At 61.0% G+C, this 16492-nt stretch carries 16 protein-coding genes; 12 read left to right on the top strand and 4 right to left on the bottom strand.

Annotated elements, in window-relative coordinates:
• Positions 1-27: 27 nt before the first annotated feature.
• The 8 genes from AC0QSG_RS02210 (at position 28) to AC0QSG_RS02175 (ending at position 8035) form a co-directional block, all read left to right on the top strand.
• Complete coding sequence (locus tag AC0QSG_RS02210; protein WP_475376507.1) at positions 28-789, top strand: RHS repeat-associated core domain-containing protein; 762 nt, start codon at positions 28-30, stop codon at positions 787-789.
• Between the two features lie 674 nt (positions 790-1463).
• Positions 1464-2177: a hypothetical protein gene (locus AC0QSG_RS02205; protein ID WP_475376506.1), complete on the top strand. Its 714-nt coding sequence runs from the start codon at positions 1464-1466 to the stop codon at positions 2175-2177.
• 24 nt (positions 2178-2201) lie between these two features.
• Positions 2202-2720 carry a DUF4240 domain-containing protein gene (locus AC0QSG_RS02200; protein WP_475376505.1) on the top strand — a complete coding sequence of 173 codons (519 nt, stop codon included), beginning with the start codon at positions 2202-2204 and terminating at the stop codon, positions 2718-2720.
• Positions 2721-2790: 70 nt separating this feature from the next.
• Entirely contained in the window at positions 2791-3381 is a 591-nt protein-coding gene (locus AC0QSG_RS02195; protein WP_475376504.1) for a hypothetical protein, read from the top strand.
• Between the two features lie 279 nt (positions 3382-3660).
• A complete protein-coding gene (locus tag AC0QSG_RS02190) occupies positions 3661-4218 on the top strand; it encodes a hypothetical protein (protein ID WP_475376503.1) in 558 nt (185 codons plus the stop codon).
• A gap of 822 nt (positions 4219-5040) precedes the next feature.
• On the top strand, positions 5041-5376 hold the full coding sequence (locus AC0QSG_RS02185) for a hypothetical protein (protein ID WP_475376502.1): 336 nt from the start codon (positions 5041-5043) through the stop codon (positions 5374-5376).
• A gap of 72 nt (positions 5377-5448) precedes the next feature.
• Positions 5449-6723, top strand: coding sequence for a dTDP-4-dehydrorhamnose 3,5-epimerase family protein (locus tag AC0QSG_RS02180; RefSeq protein ID WP_475376501.1), 1275 nt, complete (start codon positions 5449-5451; stop codon positions 6721-6723).
• A gap of 67 nt (positions 6724-6790) precedes the next feature.
• On the top strand, positions 6791-8035 hold the full coding sequence (locus AC0QSG_RS02175; protein WP_475376500.1) for an MFS transporter: 1245 nt from the start codon (positions 6791-6793) through the stop codon (positions 8033-8035).
• A 478-nt stretch (positions 8036-8513) separates the two neighbouring features.
• On the opposite strand, the gene istB is transcribed toward AC0QSG_RS02175, so the two are convergent.
• Positions 8514-9293 (bottom strand): IS21-like element helper ATPase IstB, encoded by a 780-nt coding sequence (istB, locus tag AC0QSG_RS02170; RefSeq protein WP_435728490.1) that lies wholly within the window; start codon positions 9291-9293, stop codon positions 8514-8516.
• Positions 9290-10831, bottom strand: a complete 1542-nt coding sequence (gene istA, locus AC0QSG_RS02165) for an IS21 family transposase (RefSeq protein WP_475375124.1) — start codon at positions 10829-10831, stop codon at positions 9290-9292. The genes istB and istA (AC0QSG_RS02165) overlap by 4 nt, the downstream gene beginning before the upstream one ends.
• 358 nt (positions 10832-11189) lie before the next feature.
• On the opposite strand from istA (AC0QSG_RS02165), the gene AC0QSG_RS02160 reads away from it, so the two are divergent.
• From AC0QSG_RS02160 to AC0QSG_RS02150, 3 genes are all read left to right on the top strand, one after another.
• Positions 11190-11789: a recombinase family protein gene (locus tag AC0QSG_RS02160; protein ID WP_475376499.1), complete on the top strand. Its 600-nt coding sequence runs from the start codon at positions 11190-11192 to the stop codon at positions 11787-11789.
• A 147-nt stretch (positions 11790-11936) separates the two neighbouring features.
• Entirely contained in the window at positions 11937-12770 is an 834-nt protein-coding gene (locus AC0QSG_RS02155; RefSeq protein ID WP_475376498.1) for a hypothetical protein, read from the top strand.
• A gap of 330 nt (positions 12771-13100) precedes the next feature.
• Complete coding sequence (locus tag AC0QSG_RS02150) at positions 13101-13232, top strand: hypothetical protein (RefSeq protein ID WP_475376497.1); 132 nt, start codon at positions 13101-13103, stop codon at positions 13230-13232.
• A gap of 79 nt (positions 13233-13311) precedes the next feature.
• On the opposite strand, the gene AC0QSG_RS02145 is transcribed toward AC0QSG_RS02150, so the two are convergent.
• Both AC0QSG_RS02145 and istA (AC0QSG_RS02140) read right to left on the bottom strand, forming a co-directional pair.
• The gene (locus AC0QSG_RS02145) at positions 13312-14079 is read right to left on the bottom strand and encodes an ATP-binding protein (protein WP_475375122.1); all 768 of its coding nucleotides are present in this window, start codon (positions 14077-14079) and stop codon (positions 13312-13314) included.
• Positions 14079-15668 (bottom strand): IS21 family transposase, encoded by a 1590-nt coding sequence (gene istA / locus AC0QSG_RS02140; protein ID WP_475375123.1) that lies wholly within the window; start codon positions 15666-15668, stop codon positions 14079-14081. The genes AC0QSG_RS02145 and istA (AC0QSG_RS02140) overlap by 1 nt, the downstream gene beginning before the upstream one ends.
• Positions 15669-15858: 190 nt before the next feature.
• Between istA (AC0QSG_RS02140) and AC0QSG_RS02135 the strand changes: the two genes are divergently transcribed.
• On the top strand, positions 15859-16293 hold the full coding sequence (locus tag AC0QSG_RS02135; RefSeq protein ID WP_475376496.1) for a hypothetical protein: 435 nt from the start codon (positions 15859-15861) through the stop codon (positions 16291-16293).
• The last annotated feature ends 199 nt before the right edge of the window (positions 16294-16492 follow it).

Below are 16492 nucleotides of genomic sequence, written 5' to 3'. Positions count from 1 at the left end.
CAGAAACAACCGAACTGTCTCAAAAACTTGACGTACGCACTCGCGATCAACAACCCCCACGGCGACACCGTCGCCACCACCACCCTACCCACCACGGGAACGGCGACCGGGATCGACTCTTGGGCGCAATACGACGAATACGGCAACCAGCAAACCAACCCCATCGACACCGGCACCACCACCTACGGATGGCACGGCGCCAACCAACGCGCCCTCGAAACCAGCGGCCTCATCCTCATGGGAGCCCGCCTCTACAACAGCATTAGCGGACACTTCACCACCCGCGACCCCATCACCGGCGGCAACACCACCACCTACACCTACCCACAAGACCCCATCAACAAGAACGACATCAGTGGACAGGCATGGTGGAAAACAGCTCTCAATGTTGTTTCCCTCATTCCTGGGCCTCTCGGTATGGTCGCCACGGGAGGGCTCGTTGCAATGCACTTGGCTAGTGGGGATTGGCGATCGGCGAGGAACGCGGCGATTGGTTTCATTCCGGGCGCTAAGATTGCGGCAAAGCTGATCGGAAGCGGGAGCCGAGTCGGGCGACTAATGCAAAGAAATCTGAGCTGGCAGGCAAATAATCGGTTCCTCGGGACCAGAAGTAGGTTGTTCTCAGGCAAACTCAAATATCGCGGCTACCGGATCGGATGGAGCCAAGGGATCAAGCCCAGCCGAAAAAGGGCTGCACCTGTCGTCTGGCGAGCGGGGCGTCAGGGAGCACACCGGCATTACTTCAGTCAGCGAACCACCATCAATTGGTATAAGCGAAGGCAACGGTAAGAATCGTGCGTGGACCAATAGACGAACTCACTCTTCGATCGATAGCCGATGCCATCCCGTCTGTCCGAGCCGACGTAAAGCTCCTAAATGGAGGACTAGAGCTACTCATAGGCATGAAGCCAAATTCTGACAAACAATGGATCGATCTGTCCGTCGATCCTGGGCGGTGGCTGTGGCTTCAATGGCAAGTTCAAGGACGGCAGGGCATGGCGGAATTCGACCTTAATTTCGAAGCAGACGCGACGATCGCTGAAGAACTTGTCTGGAGCTTCGGGCAACGCCGAATCATATTGCAATTCTTCCCGAAATCACCGGACAGGTGGTCTCTGTGGTTGGACAGGGAATTACTTTGGCCACCCCACCCCCGCCGCGGAGTACAGACACCAGATTCATATTTCGTCGAACTCATGGGCGGGATTGCCTGAGCCTCGGAATTGCAAGTACTAAGCAATGCGGCCGGACGGGCATCATGTAGTACATCGAGTCCTGCTACAACCGGGAACGCCCCAACGCAAGGGCCGGCCACCGGTCACCAGCGACAGCCCTGACTGCCTATCAGACTCGCGGTCAGGAACCCCTCGCCGCGTAACCAAGAACAACCGAACTGTCCCAAAAACTTGACGTGCGCATGCCTCAGTCACGAACTCATCTAGGCGTGGAAGAACGATAACCACATGGACGAAGTCAATCTCCGCAAATTGCTGTATGCCCGCCAATCCCTCTCATCAGATGCACCCAACGTGCTTGACCTGTCGGCCCTGCCGCGGCTTGCGCCGTTGAAGGACTTGGATCTGCCCTTCGCGAAGGTCAGGAAGCTACCCGAGGGGGTGGACTGGTCGCAGATACGCCGTCTCAGGATCAATTGGCATCCGTGCTGGGTTCCACTTTTGCGCTTGCCGACGCTCACCTGGCTGGAGATCACCCATGCCACACAAGAGGCGCTCGATGCCACCAAACCCGTTCTGGAAACATTTATGCTCCATCGTCCCCGCCTCGCGGAGGACGCGACCTGGTTCGCACCGGACTTCGCATCCGAGGTCGTCATTCAGGACGCTAAGACGGTCCACTTCGGCAACGCCCGCGACCTCAGCGGCCTTCCGCGGCTGTCGCTCCGCAGAATTGGCGCAGTCCACGGGCTGGACCTTGCATCCCGGCGCGGCAGTATCCCCAAGCTGTCCCTCTTTGATGTCAAGGACGTACAACCCGAAGGCACGATCTGGGACATCCGCGTCGACCAAGGAGTCATCCTTGGGGAAAGACGCCAAAGCAAGTGGCTCTACGACGCATGGACCCGCCGCCCGGCAGACTGGCGGCGCTGGCATTTCAGCCCGCTCATCGCGAAGGACCTCGATCCGGAACGGATCGACGACCCCCTCCCCTTCCTGTAGAACAGACCAGAGAAGAGAATGCACATGGACATCGAGACATTCTGGAACACTATCGAACGGTCCCGCGCCGGCTCCGATGGCACGACCTCATCCCAGGCCGACGAGCTCGCCGCAATCCTGCGAAAACGGCCCGCCACCGAGATCGCGGAGTTCCACCGGCACTTCGCGGAAGCCAACCAGAGCCTCTACACCTGGGACCTCTGGGGAGCCGCCCACGTGCTGCTCGGCGGATGCAGCGACGACACGTTCACCGACTTCCGTTCCTGGATCGTCGCGCAGGGCCACGAATACGTCAGCGCATGCGCCACCGACCCCGCGGCGCTCGGCGATGGCCGGCTCCAAGATGAAGAGGACCTCGGCGGCGCCGAGGAACTGTCCTACCCCCCCAGCGAGGTCTACGAGGAACTCACCGGAAACGACCTCTACGACGACTACCCCAGCACATCCATGGTCGGGGAAGAACCATCCGGCGAACCCTGGGACGAAGACGACGAAGAGGCCCTCCAGGCCAGATTCCCCAATCTCCAGCCCATCGATTCGTAAACGAAAGACGCAACAGATCGCCGCGGGAGGCGAACGGGGGTGTAGCTCGCCCACGTGGCAGGATGTGCCTGTGAAGAAGAAAAGGCAGTCCCGGAAAAAGAACCTGTCGCAGCTGCAGCAGTCGCTTGCTGATGGCGTTCCCGTCCGGATTGTCCGCACCGTGGCCCCGGACGAGATCTTGGACGGCATCGTTCTGGAGTTGACCGCGGATTGGGTCCTGCTCGCCCGCCTCCGCGACGGCGGATACTTCAACGGCTACAGCATTGTGAGGCTCGCCGACTTCCGCCGCGTGGAATCCCGCACCACGTTCCTTCCGTTCCTGCGCGAACACCAACCTTGGCCGCCGGCAAAGCCCGCGGAACCCATCGACCTGGGAGGCCCGGCCGCCTTCATCACGGACGCAGTACGCCTAGCTGGCGTCGTTTCCCTCTTCGTGGAAGTCCGGCGACCGGACGAGTGCTGGATTGGTTCTCCAGTGCATTGGGGCAAGAAAACCGTCTGGATTCGGACCATCGAGCCAGATGCAACGTGGGAAGAGATGATGATTCCGTTCAAGTTCAAGCACCTAAGGCGCATCGACTTCCTAGACGACTACAACAAGGCACTAGTGATACTTGCAGGACCGGAACCAGAACCGGCAGCTGACGGTCAGCCAGGCTAGGGAATCCCGCCGGCGGCGTGGCCCACTAGGCGCAGCGCGGACCGTGAAAGTAACTGGGTAGAGAGCAAGCCGATGAAGAATAGGTATCTGCCCACTGTCTCGCAGCTGGCGGGTAGCAAGACTCTTCGTCGAGACACACCCTCTCTCATGTGGATCGAAGCGCTAAATGGCGCTCTTAGCAGACCTATGCGTCGCCAATAGGACCAGTACCAGCTCGGGACCGCCAAGGCTTACTCTCTCGCGGGCAAGGGCGACCCCAAACATCGATATGATGCCCCAATGAAGCACCGGAACGTTCTGACGCTGGAACCTCCGGATCCCGAGTTCGTAGCCAAGGAGTTCGCCGACTACACCCGCAGGAAGAGGGCGACTGAAAGCCAGCGCCTGGACATCGTTATTGACGGCAAGCCGCTGCGCTATTGGTGGCAGGGCTGGGAACAGCCTGATGCGGATTACAAAGTTCCGGTGCCAGACCTTGTCACGATGCTCACTTCGACTTCCCGGCGAGACGCGATCGACCAGTTGAGCCAGCTTCAAGGCACCGGCATCGGCCAACCGCCAGCACGGGCGGAGCTCTACTACTGTGCGGCCTGCTTCGATATCAGCGACGGCATCTTGTCAGTAGAAATCGACCGAACCGCTGAGGCCGTTACCTGGCGGGCCCTCGGATGGAAAGACGAGGAACAGGACGGCGCTGCTGATGCCCTCATCCCCAACACAACAGACTTCACATTCGATCCGGTCGCCTATGATTCCGTGCTCTCCCGGGCCCGCGCGGACCTGAGCCGCAACCGGCACCATCCTTACCTGCGATTCGGCAAGGCTTACGGACGATGAGCGACGACCAGGAAGTACATCGCTATCTCTAAGCGCTCTTGAGGGAGACTGAGCGGCTTCTCTCGACTCTGCCTGAAGGAGTAACTCGTGACTCCGTCAGTGCGGCTGTCTCGCAACCGGCGGGTTGCAAGACACTCCGGCGAGACACTTCGGCTTCCCCGGGAACTCAGCGGACGCACCTTCTTGCCACTATGCCTTGCAAGCTGGCACCGTGATTCGCCTTAGTCAAACACCGTTGCAAGAGACCTTTAGGTTGGATCGTGCGGAGAAGGGTGTCGTTGTCGGAGTCGTCTGCACGGGCATCCGTTGAAGCGCGGAGGTATGCAGGCGCGTCCGAACACTTGGGTGTGTTCGAACCCGTGTGCATGACGGATAGTCTGTCTCGAATCCTCTGCACTGAGCACCGCTACTGTCATCTATATAGGTGAGCTTGCGCCCTTTGCCTGTCGAGACTCGGCTGACGAAGCGTCTTTCGCGCGTCGGACGCGCTGGACACCCGAAGCCTTTTTTCTGCCATCAGACATGCTGGCCCCGTGCCCACATGTGCAAGGCAAAAGCCTGCGTGCTCCCGCTCTTGTCCCGCAGACATGACGCTCCTAGCAGGTGTCCATCACTTCAGGACGGGCGGCACAGCCTGCACAGGGGCTTATTTTCTGCGGCGCGCTCACAGGCGTCTGGAGTTCCGTCCGACAATTTACAACAGCTTGACTCGAATTGACTGTTGATAAACAACTTTGCAAGAGCAAGCTAAATTCTTGTAGACGAACGCAAATATTCAACCTAGTCTCACTATTGCAAAGTTAATCTCAACGAAGGAGAAAAGTGAGTAACGAGACCAACCCGGCCCGCACACTAGTCGAATCCCTGTACGCAGATGGCGTTGAAATTGACGCTAATTGGGATGCGGTCGATGACGAAGCCATCGCCAAGCTCCGGGATGCACATGCATCCGGCGACGAGGCGGTGCAAAGCCTGCTTGCGAACTTGGCATTCAACAAGTTTGAAACAGCAGATCAGGCTGACAGGATCGCCGCATCCATGGCGGGCATCAAGATGGGCATCGTCGCCCAGATCTTCGACGAGTTCCCCTCCACGTCGCTCGAGGATCTGCAAGCCGCAGCAGATAAAGCGGGCTACGACATCGAAGTTCTGGTCTAAAACCGATTACCGGTGGGCACCTCTTGCAGGAGGTGCCCACCGATGACTCTTCAGTTTTGAAAGGACTCACACATGAACATTGTTGGCCTCGAATGGCGTGACAACTGGCGCGTCAAGAACGGACCTGACAGCTTTGTCGTTCCGTTTCCCCGACTGCGCTCCGCACAACTGGTTTTTCATGGAACAAGCGAATTCTCCTACAGCCAGTTTGGCGTGCATCTCGGGCAAGACGACATTCTGACATTTCTAGGCCCCACCAAACAGAAGATCCAGGGACACTTCTTGGATTGCAGAGAAGGCAGCCCGACTTTCGGGCAACGCGATGACATGGAGTTCTCTCCTTCGAGTGAGTCCGCCCTTGTCATCCCACGTGGCGTCGGTCATGATTTCGACGGCCTTGAGAATGTGTACACGTTAAATACGTATGATCTGTATCTCCCCTCCCCGGACGACTGGACGGGAAGCGATTGGAAGCCTCGAGGTGACGTTATCAACGTCCCCTCGGATGTATTGCCCCACGAAGTCCCCTCTTTCAAACCGAATCCACTCCCTGCGGGGGACAAGTGGTATCAGTTGGTTGCACTTCAGCAAATGGTAATGATTCCGTTGTTGTCGCATGAGTATCCGGTTACTAAAGACGTCACCTTCGATGATGGCGAAACAAAGAGAGTCGCCCTCCTAAAGCGGAAGACAACCGATGACCGGGAGCCCTGGGAGCCGATTCCCGAGATTGACGACCTTGGTTGGGTGAGTCTGCCATTTGTATCTAGTGGGCCGGAATCCGGATTCGTCCCACTCTTGGACCCGTTTCCGCTCTACTTCATCGATCATGGCGAGAGCGGCTACACGCACGATGCTTTCGGTATCCATTTGGGGCAAGAAGACCATTTACTCTTCGCTGGTCCGCTGGATCAGAAGGTCTCGGTGGAATTTATCGATACGCGGGTTACCTCAGAGACGCAAGGAAAGCGATTCACAATGGCTTTCTTCCCCGACCCCACACGCTATCTCAAGATTCCGGCTGGTGTTGGTCACGCATTTTCAGACTTGGAGAACGTCTTCACCTTTAACCGAGCACCGGTATACCTGCCTTCAGGAAACGCAGGGAACTACCGACCCGGAAACGACGTAATCGACTGGCCGCGGACCAACGAAGAGATACCGGCACTGCAGCCGAACACAGAGTCCGCTCCCTCAGAGTTCTACGTGCAGCAGGTGGAGGACCAAGTGTCACTCCAGCAGGCGCCTCCAATGCACACTACTCCGGCCATCATGCTGATCGACGGTCCCAACGGTGAGAAAATCCGCGTGGCGCTGCGAAAGAGAATCGCAGAACCTGCAAACTGACCAGCCGTGTGCGGCGCCTCGGAGTCTCCGAGGCGCCAATCTCTGTCCCGACATCTGAGGCAAATCGATGCTCCACCTCCTAAAATCCACTAATTACCGCTCGTTCTTTCTGGCCTTTACCGTAGGAAACATCGCCGAGGGCCTCGTTTTAGTTACCGTTCCATTTTTCGTCCTTTCCGTGACTGGGGATATCAGATCGGTAGGAATCTGTCTTGCAGCTCAGACTGCGGGCGTGCTCCTTCTAGCCTTTCCGGGTGCTTCACTCTCAGACCGCTTCTCCCGTACCGCAGTCATTGCTTGCGCTTACTCGGCGGCAACGATCAGCCTCCTGAGCCTTGCATTGGCCCTTTCCCTATCGAGGAACGTGTGGCTGATCGCAATCTGCATGCTGTTCTTCGGCGCCAGCACGGCTGTATATGGGCCTGCCGCTGATGCAATGACCCCCCAGCTTGTGACGGCTGAAAATCTGCACCGGGCCAACTCCATGGACGGACTCAGTCAACGAATCGGACAGGGCATGGTTGGACCTCTACTGGGAGGCATACTAGTTGCGGCGAACCTCGGCGCCGTATCGGTCGGCATTTCAGCCGCATGCTGCGCCATCGGGGCGCTCGCAATCTTGCGGGTGAAACTGAGGAAGAACCCCGTACCGGGAACAAGTCCAATAGCGGAGGAACGATCCGACTGGCAAGGTGTGCTTCGTTTCTTGCTTAGGAGCAGAACATTCCTGTTGCTGCTCCTTTGGGTTTCACTGGCGGTCATGCTGCAAGTAGGAGCAAAACCAGTTGTGGTTCCAGCTTGGCTAACAGATTTGGAAGGAACCGACGCGTCCACATATGGCATAGCGTTGTCGCTTGGAGCAGCATCATCGGCAGCGGTGTCCATCCTTGCTGGTTCTCTGAGACTGCCGAAAAGGTACATCCAGTTCATGATTCTTTCCTGGAGTCTTGGATCGGGCGTGTTTCTCATTGCGGTCATATTCCCGGCCACTTGGAGCCTGCTGATCGCGTACGTGGCCGCCTCTGGATTTATGTCTCTCGGCAATATCTACTGGTCCACCTACGTGCAATCGTCCGTTCCAAACCGTCTCCTCACCCGCGTCATAAGCGTCGATTGGGTAGCTTCTCTCGCTCTCACGCCGTTTGGGGCCGTAGCGGCAGGTCTATCTGTTGCGCTACTCGGCTCCGGGAAAGTCTTTGTCGCGATCGCTGTAATCCCGCTTGTAACAGGACTACTCATGCTGAGCCTCAAGTCGTTGAAAGGTGACCCAATCACGAAGGGCAATGAACACACAGTGCCAGCAAACACTTAGGTGGGAGCGGAATGAAAAATGTCGCGTTCGAACCGAAGGCAAGTCCAGGTTGCATCCAGTCAGATAATCCACAAACCGTCCTACGTGGGGCATATCGTGTCGGGCGTCCGCCTGACAGCAGGGAACCGGCAGTCTTGTGCGTAGCGGGAGACGAGCTTGCCGGGCCTGCGTGACTCCGACCGGCCAAGGATTGCGGCATCCAGCTGCTCTTCCCACAAAAGGTTGAGCATTCTCTCTTCCGCCGGCGTTCCTGAGGCGCAACCCAGGACACTGCCCCATAGGCGCTTGCAGAAGTGGCGGAGACAGGGAGCTCTCCTTGCCTCCGCCACACCCCGTCACCGCAGTGTCAATGGCCAATAGTTTGTGCCCATGGGCGGCCAGCAGAAATGCCCGCTGGTGGCCATGAAAACTGCCCACTCATGGCCACCAGATCTGCCCACCTGATGTTCGGTGGCGTTGGCCATGTTGGGGTCGGGGTTTAGTTCATTGGCGTGACTCCTTTTCCGGCCAAGGCCTGGCTGAGTCGGATTGAATCTCCTGATGTCTGGCAGACGTGGGCGTGGTGCAGCAGCCGGTCCACGGTTGCCGTTGCCAGGGTTTTAGGCATGAGCTCGTCAAAGCCGGCAGGATGCAAGTTTGAGGACACCGCGATAGACCGTTTCTCATAAGCGGCGTCGACGAGACGGTAGAGTCCCTCCGCCGCGTCAACGCCGACCGGCAAGAGGCCTATGTCATCGACCACCACCAGATCTGCGCGCAGGATCCGGGCGACGACTTTGGTGACGCTGTCATCGGAACGGTGGGCGCGCATGAGAGCGCCGAGGTCCTCGAGGCGGAACCAAGCGACCCGCAGTCCGGCTTCGACGGCCTGCTGCCCGAGGGCTTCGAGGAAGAATGTCTTGCCCGTGCCGGAGGGGCCGCAGATCACGACGTTCTCCTTCCTTCCGATCCATTCCAGCGTCCGCAGCGCCTGCTGCGTCGGCGTGGGGATCGAGGATGCGGCGGGGTCCCAGGTGTCGAAGGTTTTCCCGGTCGGGAAGCCCGCGGCCTTGCGCCTGGCGGCAAGCATGGAGCGGGATCGACCGGCGACTTCCTCGACGAACAGGGCCTTGACGACCTCGGCCGGTTCCCAGCGCTGGGCGCGGGCAGTCGCGATCAGCTCCGGCGCCAAAGCCCGCGCGTGGGGCATCTTCAGCTGCCGCATCAGCGCCTCCAGCTCCGCCGGCAAGGCCGGTGCGGTGACCGGGACCGGACTCATGCGCTTTCCTCCAGAACGGCGGCGGCCTCGGCGGTTGCGGGTGGCTGGCCGATGGCTGCCCACCCTGCGGTGCCTTGGGTGAGGGACTGGGTTTCCCTGGCGGCATGGGTGGTGGTGCGTGAACCCGCTGCGTTCAGGATCGAGGTGAGGTCCTTGTTCGCGAAGCGGCCATGGATGGCCGCGGTTCCCAACGCGTGATCGACTTCGGACTGCCCGGCGATCTTGGCCAGGGCGACGGCTTCGGCCATCTTCACGTTCATCCGTGCCGTCCCGGCGGCTGCGGCCTCGAGCAGCCAGGTCCGGGCGCCGTCCCCGATCGCGAGGAACTCCGCCTCCGCGGCCGTCCGGGCCTTCGCTGTGTAGTCGCCAGGGATCCTGGGCCGGTGGTCCGGGAAGTGGGCGTCGTTGATCGCCGGGCTGCCGGGCCGGGCGCGCCGGTGCCGGGCGACTTCCACCGGGCCCTGGCTGCCGTGGTGGACGACGATGACCTGTTCATCGGGTCCGGCGCCGTGGGATCGGACGAACACCCCCGCGCCGAGCAGATACGCCGGGACGGAGTACTGACCGTTCTCGAAGGTGACCATCGGCGTGTTCTCCGGGACGGACCGGGAGAGGCCGAACGCGACCGTGTGCGCGGTGTCCGGGATGCGGTGCAACCGTGGCGCTTCCTCGGTCAGCATCGCGGCGGGTTTTCGGCGGGTAGCGCGGTGCTCACGGTGGTTGACCTCATCCATGAAGCCCTGGCACGCCGCCTCGATCTCGGCGAAGGAAGCGTATTCGGGGCGCAGGTTGGTGTCCTTGGGCACGATGTCGGCCTTGGCGAGTTTCACCGAGGACTCCACGCCGCCCTTGGACGCGGGATCAGCCGGCTGGCAGGTCAGGACCGTCACGCCGTAATGGCGGGCGAACTCGACCGTCTGCTGGTTACGGACAGGGACCCCGGCGACGTGGGAAACGGTGACCGTTTTCTCGTTGTCGGTGAGGACGTAGGTTGGGGCGCCGCCCACGACACGGAACGTGCGGTCCAGCGCCGCGAACACACTCGGCGCCGTCCGGTCCCGCAGGACGATCACGACCCGGAACCGGGACCACGCCAGCCATGCCACGAACAACACGGTCTTCTTGCCCTCGATCACTGGGCCGTCGCCGAAATCGTACTGGATCCACTGACCAGGTTCGGTCACCCAGGGGCGGTGCACCCGGACGTGGCCGAGCCGCCAGGCGGCGCGGACCTGCGCGACTGCCCGGCGGGTCGAGCGTTCCGAACCCTCGTAACCGAGGGCACGGAGTTTCTCGTGGGCTTTATCGGCTCGGATCTTGCCCTTGGAAGCCTCGATCCATTCCTCGATCTTGGGCAGGAACGCATCAGTGACCCGGCCCCGGTAGGCCGGCTCGGCGATCGGCTGACCGGCGTCCCGGGCAGCGACGTGCCGGGCGACCGTGTGGTGCGAGCAGCCGGTGAGTTCCGCGGCGGCGCGCAACGAACCCGTCAGATCATACGCAGCAAGTATTTCCATGATTTCTCCGTCAAACTTCATTAGGGCCTCTTCCCGGGCGACTTTGGTGCGACTAGACACCGTTATCAAACCCCGGGAAGAGGCTCCCGCCGCTTAAGCAGCAGGGCTACGTCAAAGAAGTGGGCAGATCTCACGGCCACCAACGGGCAGTTTCCATGGCCGTCAGTGGGCAGTTCCGTGGCCGCCTATGGGCAGTTTTTCATGGCCGCTAACACCGCAGTGTCTCGTAAATCAACAGGTTTTTAATACACGCACCTCGGGCGGATTGCGCCGAGGATCCGCGGCGGAATTCCGGGGCTCCCGTTGTCTCGGAAAGTCGTCTCACTGGAAATCGTCTCATCGACGCCTTGCGAGGGGTTTTTCGAGGCAGAATGGCGGGATGAGGCAATTGGGATACACGCGCGTGAGTACATCGAGCCAGGATGCGCAGCTGCAGCTCGACGCGCTCCTCGCGGCAGGCGTGCAGAAGCGCGACGTGTTCGCCGACGTCACGTCGGGGAGCAAAACCGCGATCGAGCGCCCCGGGATGAAGAAGCTCCTCGACTACGCCGAGGCGGGCGACACCGTCGTCGTCTGGCGGGTGGACAGGCTGGGCCGGTCTCTGATCGACGTGCTGAACACCGTGAACCTGCTGCGCGAGCGTGGCGTGCACGTCCGGTCCATTTCGGACGGGATCGACCCAGCGACCTCGACCGGGCGACTGATGCTGAACATGCTCGCCACACTGGCCGAGTACGAGCGCGAACTGATCGTCGAACGCGTCACCGCCGGGATCGCCGCAGCCCGCCAAGGCGGCACCCGCTTCGGCCGGCCACTTTCCGATCCGGCCGTGATCGCCGACAAGCTCGCGATCGCCGCAGACGCCCGCGCGAAGGGACGCACTGCGGAGGACGCGGCACGCCTCGTCGGGTGGAGCCGAGCGACGCTCTACCGCCACCAGCGAACCTTCTCTATGTCCAACAGTCAGGATGAACTCTAAGACCTCGCCTCGGAGCCGCCCGGAATAACGGAAGCCGCTCGCTATCTTGGAGAGCAACCTAAGCGGTGAGGTGTCTCCCAATCCGAGCCCGCCCATAGGGCGCCAGCCGCCGACTGAAGCGGCTCAATCACAACGGAGAAGTAGACGATGACTTCGATAAGCGAGCTTGCCCTGTCGCGGGCGCGAATCACTCGTGCCCAAGACAACATCAATGAGTTCAGCGAGGTCTTGGCTCGATACCTTGATCGGCGTCCTGCCGAACTCAAAGTGGATATCGACGAACAGGGCCAAGGGACAATTCGGGTCGCCCGACAGGAATCGATTCCAGTTCAACTGCCGATTCTTCTTGGCGAGGCACTACAGAATCTGCGCGCTGGCTTAGATAACTGTCTCTATGCCGTGGCCATTATTGATTCGGGAGTGAATCCACCTCCTGGCGCGTCCAAGCTTCAATGGCCGATAGCAGTGACGTCCAAAGAGTGGACGGAAAACAAAAAGCGGCTACAACACCTATCACCGCATCTGGTCAAGGCCCTTCACCGGATTCAGCCATTCCAAGCTAAGAATCCCGGTTTGAACTGCCTACGCATCCTGCATGACCTTGCGCGGATAGATCGTCACCGCGCACCCCACGAACTTGCGATGTGGTTAGAAACCGTAAAGGGGTCCTTCAGCAAAGACGCCATCCGTGACCTGACAGTCCGAGAAGGGCCAATCGACGAGGGGGGCATTATCGTCACGTTCAACAAGGTCGGACCTGAGGAGTTGAGTCCAGCGTTGCTCGACTTGAACGTCGAATTAGATATCGATGTGCAAGAGGTCGAGCTTGTTCCTTCGCTTACGGCAGGAAAACCGGCACGGCCTTGGGGTTCTTTGGACAATCGCCTGAAAGCAATGTGCAGAGCGGCAGAAGAGTACGCCGAGGGATTGGTGGTTATTGCCCAAAACCCTAGCGCCCTGTTGGATGACGACGAGTACTGATACCTCACTCGAAAACCAAACCGCTGCCGCACGATTGCCGGCAACCGATAGCGCAGCATCCAGGCCACAGCTCGGCAACGTCGGATATCGGCATTTCTGCTCGGTCTATGCTCGGCGGTGGTTATCAAAAGGGGAATTAGTGACTTGCCCGGTACCTGGCGCACACAGCCGGTTGGACGACGCGCAGGCAGCGTGGCACGACGCCCGGACCTGCTTGCCGTGAAGAAGCTGGCGGGCGGAAAGCCGAAGCGCGTGATGGTGTCCACGGTCCCCTCCCGGCTCGCCGTGCCGTGAGGTTCAGCCCCGGCACACGACTGACAGACTGAGTCCGTGACCATCGACATCCAAGCCATGCTGGCCCGCGTCGTCGCGGACGTCTTCGACGAGGACGTCGGCGTGCGACTCTACACCGACGACCGGGACTCGTGGCTACATTGCGTGGCGAGTAGCGCTTGCTGGTAGCGGTAGTCCATTTAGTCGGTAGCGCGGTTCTGGCGAGGTGGTAGCGGCCCGGGCGCTGTGTACCCGGGCCGCTCCGGTGTTATTCCCAGTAGTCCTGGTGGGCGCGGGCCTGGTCGTTTTGGTGCCTTCGCATATCGATCTGGCCGAGGTTGATGATCCGGGCGTTGTTGGCGAGGCGGTTCACGATCGAGTCCGCCGCGACCCGATCGGGCAGTTCGGCGATCCAATGCGCCGGCCCGGTCTGCGAGGCGATCATCGTCGGCAGCCGGTGTTCGCGGTTCGCGAGGATCGCGAACAGGTCGCTGGCGGCGTCGCTGTCGATGCCGACGGTGAGGAAGTCGTCGATGATCAGCAGGTCGATGTTGGAGAGCTCGTTCAGCAGTTTCTGGTGGGCGATGCCGTCGCCGCGTGCGATGACGAGCCGACGGGCGAGGTCGTCCATCCGGAAGTAGAGAACCGAGTGTTCGCTCTGGCAGGCGCCGATGGCCAGCGCGCAGGCGAGGTAGGTTTTCCCGCCGCCGGTGGGCGAGATGATGAGCAGGTTCGTCGCGTCGGAGCGCCAGTCGTGGGCGGCATAGCGTCGCATCCGAATGGGGGTGATGCCGCGCCCGTCGCGGTAGTCGACCTCGGCGACGGTCGCGCCCGGGATCGGGAAGGCGGCCTGGCGGATGAGTTTGTCGACCTTGTTGATGCGCCGGGACTCAAGGGCGTCGTCGACGGCGGTTAGGAACAGCTGCTCGGGGGTGAGGGTGTCGTTGCCTTCGTCTTGGATGAGCTCTTCCAGCCGGGTCGCGACGTGGGTCACGCGCAGGGCCCGGAACTTGTCATAATCGATGCTGGTGAACATCACTTCCCCTCCTCGTCGCGTGCATAGTGGGAGGCATCGCGAACATAGACGTCTGGCATGGTGTCGCGGAAAACGACGGTGCTGACGCGTTTGCGTGTCGAGGCCGCCGGGACCTGCGGCCGAGGCTTCTTCGCGTCGCTGTCGATCGCCGCCATCAGACGTTTCAGTGTCGAGTAGGTCGGATGGGCGCTGCGGTTCACGAGTTCCTGGCAGGCCGCCTCCAGCCGTTCCCGGTTGTTTTTGCCGAGCCCGTCCAGGACGTTCTGGCAGGACAGGTAGCCCTGCGCCTCAATCACCTGGCCGTCGAGAATCTGCTCGATCACCGTGACGGTTGCCGGCCCGACGCTGCGCGCCCGATCGGTGAACCACCGCCTGGACCACAGCCCATCGATATTGCGGTGCTGCGGCGGGACATGGCCGGGCAGGGTCGAGTACTGGCCCTTTCGGCCGGTCAACCGCGGGTGTTCGCAGAGCATCTCGTGCCCATCGAAGACCGTCACCCGGGACGAGGTCAGCCTCACCCGCAACAGCTTCCCCGCCAAAGCGAACGGCACCGAATACCGCTGCGTTTCGGCGGTGACGTGGTAATTACGGCCGGCCTTCAGTTCCTTCCAGGAGACGTCTTCGAACGCAGCGTCCGGCAACGGCTCGAGGAACTCCCGTTCCTCGGTGTCGAACCTCTCCCACCTGGTCGTATCGTCAGCGCGGCGGATGTCGTGGTTGATCTCCCGCACCCGCTCCTCGATCGCAGCATTCAACTCGGCCACGGTCGTGAAGACATCGTCGTCGAGGTAACCGATGACGCGCTTGTTCACGACGTTCACCGCGTTCTCGGCTGCGGCCTTGTCACGCGGGCGCTTAACGCGTGCCGGAACGATCGCGCACTGGTAATGGTCGGCGAGCTGCTGATACCGAGTATTCACAACCCGCTCCGCGTCACCCTTGTGGACTTGGTGGGTCGAGGTCGTCGGGTTGTCCGGAACGACGATCTGCGGAACGCCGCCGAAGAACGTGAACGCCTGAACGTGAGCGTCGAGCCAGGCCGGGGACTTCATATCCGCGTAGGCGCGGCAGAAGATCACGCCCGAGAAAGGCAGCACAGCAACGAACAACACCGCCCTGACCACCTCGCCGGTGATCGTGTCAACGACGTCCATCGTGTCGCCGGCCCAGTCCACCAGCATCGCCCGGCCCGGCTCGTGCCGGAGCACCGCCACCAAATCGTGGGTGCGGAGATAATCGGTGAACAGGGCGCAGAACTGCGAATACCCGTACTTCTTGCCCGCGTCCTTGGTATCGACGTAACGGCGCCAAGCCAACAGCAGAGTGAAGTGCCGGTTCTGTTTCATCGACGCCAGCACCTGCGACAGGTCGGGCTGGACGTACTCCTCTGATACCTTCCGGCGCCCGTCGGGGAACCACTTCGCGAGCTCAGTGTCGGTGATCGCACCCACCGAAGTGACACCCCGGCCCTGGATCTCCTGCCGAACCCGGGCCACGTCGCGATGCGAGCACCCCGCGATCTCGACGACTTCGCGGTAACTCCGCCCCTCCAGCAACAGCCCCAATATTTTCCGATAGTCCACCATGAACCCGCCCTTAACAATGAAACGACAACGCCGAATGCGTTGTCCCTTCACAGCAGAGCAGTACATCAACCGCCAGCGCTACCGTGTACCCGGAAACGTGCTACCAACTCGACGGACTACCGCTACCACCAAGCGCTAGGTGCCACGTCGCCGGATCTCCACCCCGCCCGACCGGCCATAGGCTCTGCATATGAGGTGGAAACAAAGGCGCGAATGGGCCGAACGTGTGGCCCAGATGCACTCGCTGGAAGCAGCTCCCGAACCGGAGCAGGGACACGGCCCGAGCTGGGACGCGATCCTGGCCGGCCGCCGCGAGTTCGCCGGCCGAGTCCTCGGCGGCCCATGGCTCGGCCACGACGTCCTCATCCTGGCCTACGGCAAGACGCGTCGCCGCCGAGAGCCTCGCCCCGACGACTTCGGATACTCCGCCGACTATGCGATCAACGACTGGAACACCCCTGGTCCCGGCGACGACGACGACTCGTTCAGTGTCGCCACGATCGAGGAACTCTACGAACGACTCGACGACACCCCCATCCAGTGGTATCCGCCAGCCAAATCCTTGGCCAAGGCGGGTCTCCTCTTCGGCGGATCGGGCAAGGAACAAAACCTCGAGAACGAATGAGGCCGCGGTCGTCCACGTGCCGGACCACCCAGCAGGACGGCGTCCTGTAGCCACCGGACTGACGCCACGTGAAATCGAGGACACTCACTCGTCAGGCCCCAAGGAGTCCACTCGATCATCCGCGACTCCCCTGACTAGGCAGGACCAATACACGTGTCTCGTAAGCAGCCGGTTGAAAGACGCCGCGTCGAGACACTCG

The sequence above is a fragment of the Arthrobacter sp. LT660 genome (assembly GCF_056172845.1).
Note: the sequence above shows the minus strand (reverse complement) of the source record. Positions and strands in the feature narration are given on the sequence as shown.